Source organism: Candidatus Ichthyocystis sparus (assembly GCF_900078745.1).
Classification (GTDB): Bacteria; Pseudomonadota; Gammaproteobacteria; order Burkholderiales; family 2013Ark19i; genus Ichthyocystis; species Ichthyocystis sparus.
Genome location: NZ_FKII01000022.1, coordinates 1 through 2,312, shown reverse-complemented (window position 1 = coordinate 2,312; position 2,312 = coordinate 1). Strand labels below are relative to the sequence as shown.

The following is a 2,312-nucleotide window of genomic DNA, read 5'->3' as shown; positions in this document are numbered from 1 at the left end:
GAGATGCTACCCGATGATAAAAGTATTCCCTACATATCAAAGCTGTCTCTTCAGCAAGAAGAAATAAACTTAAATTGCGAAATAAATGTTGATGGCGTTAATATTGATTGTACTCGTCTGTCAGCTTTATATCTTCGTAAAGCTGTTGATTGTCATGTCAGAAATAAAAAATTAGTAGTTGGAGATATTTTTGGAAGTGCTGCTTTAATAGAAAGTATTATTCCTAAAGATATTCATCCGATATATAAAAATATGGTAGATAGTTCGTGTGGCAGGCATATTGTGGCTTGTCGTAAGTTCGGTGATTTTTTGTGTGGTATTGCTAAAGATACTGGTATCTGTGAACAGAGATTGTTTTTATTAAGCAGCAGTAGTCACGTAATGGCTGTTAGACTCTTACATAAAAAATCTTGTAAAACTTTACTAAGTAGGTACGTAGTTTGGTTTTTTGATCCTAATATAACTAATGTTATTGTACGTGTTGCAGTTAATGATCCTAATGATTTTTTGGACGAATCTAGATTTTCTTTACAAAATTTTGTTGATTGTTCTCTTTACGGAAAATATTTTAAAACACTTACTGCTCAACCTGAAGAATGTGAGTGTCTTATATATGAATATTGCGAACTTAAAGGTACTAACAAAAGTTTCTTGACACTTCAAACTTTATCCCAATACGGAGTCTCTCCATGCATGGTGTTTCATTTGATGTCAGAGGGCAGTGCAAATGATGTGATGGGGTTAGTTAATATAGTATCATTATTAAATCCTGGTAGTGACTTTAGAAAAGATATTTTTTGTGGAAAGAGTAGTGCAGGAATTCCTGCACTTTACGCAGCTTTAGGATTAGGTAATCACGAAAATATAGATGCTTATGGTTTATTATTGGATACTATGTCTAGTGATGAAATGATTAAATTTCTTCCAGAATTGTTGCGATCTGAGGATATGGAAGGTACTCCAGGTCTTTTCCTTGCTTTAAGGGAAGGTCATACAAAATCGGTTGCTGCTTATGGTAGGTTGCTAGATAGATTATTCAGTATGTCAGACAAAATTCCTGTGTATAACATTGCCAGTATACTTTTTAACTTGCTTGTGGCTAGAAGAAGAGATGATGGCTTACCGGGACTGTTTATAGCCCTTCAGGAAAATCGTTATGAAGCAGTCAGTGAATTTTGTTTATTACTGGATAAATTATTGTCTATTCGTGACGAGATTTCAGTATTTGAGCTTTGTGACATGATTTATGATTTGCTAATGTCTAAAAGAAGTGATGGTGTTCCAGGTCTACAAATTGCACTTTTTTGGGATAGTTATGAATCTGTGCGAGTTTTTGGTGAACTGTTACTAAGATTTACCCATTTTAATAATTCTAGCTATTTTGGAAATGTTACCAGAATGGTTTTTAAATTATTAATGGCGGAATCTTTAAATTATAAACCTGGACTATGTTTGGCCTTATCTGAAAACAATAGTAATTCCGTTGCTGCTTACGGTGTGTTATTGGAAAGGTTTGCTCTTTTTAGAGGTGGTGTGTCTGATTGTGAGTTTTATAATATGTTCCACGAATTATTGATGGCAAGATCTGGAGGCATACCTGGATTGTTTATGGCATTGCAGAATGGTTGTGAAGATTCCATTAAAGCTTTTGCTAAATTGGTAAATCAACTTATGTCATTAATCGCTCAAATGCCTCGTGATGTGTTATTAATTACGCTCCACGAGTTATTTATGTCAAGTAATGATGATGGTGTATCAGGATTATTTATGGCTTTGAAGCAGGGACATGGAGGTTCTGTAATTGCTTTTTCTGAGCTACTAGAACAATTATTTATGTTGGAGGGTGGAGTTATTTCCATAGAGGAGATTTTTAGTCTTTTTTCTGACATATTAGCTGCTAAGAATGATTTGGGTAGACCTGGATTAAATGCAGCATTGATTAATGGCGAAGAATGTTCTGTTCGTGCCTTTGGTACATTATTAGATAAGTTTGATTTTTTTAAGGGTAAAATTTCTGAAAATGAAATTCTTAATACTATGGATGAGCTAATAATGTCCAGAGATTCTGATGGTTGTCCCGGGTTGTTTTCTGCCTTACGAGATAACCGTACCAATGTTGTTGTTGGCTATTTTTTATTGGTGAGTAAACTTCCTAGAAGTCGTTGGGCCAATCTTTTGATTGCTAGAGATGTGCGTGGTGTTCCAGCTATGTTTACAGCGCATGATGGTGTTATTGATGAATATTACAAGTTGTTGTTACGACTGCCGATAGATGTGTTTTCAGAAGTACATGCAAAATTAACTAAAGTTAC

General features: G+C 34.6%; 1 protein-coding gene. It reads left to right on the top strand.

Annotated features, from left to right (window positions below; genetic code table 11):
* On the top strand, nucleotides 1-2,312 hold a 2,312-nt coding region (locus A6733_RS00350; RefSeq protein ID WP_176696735.1), incomplete at both ends, for a ShET2/EspL2 family type III secretion system effector toxin.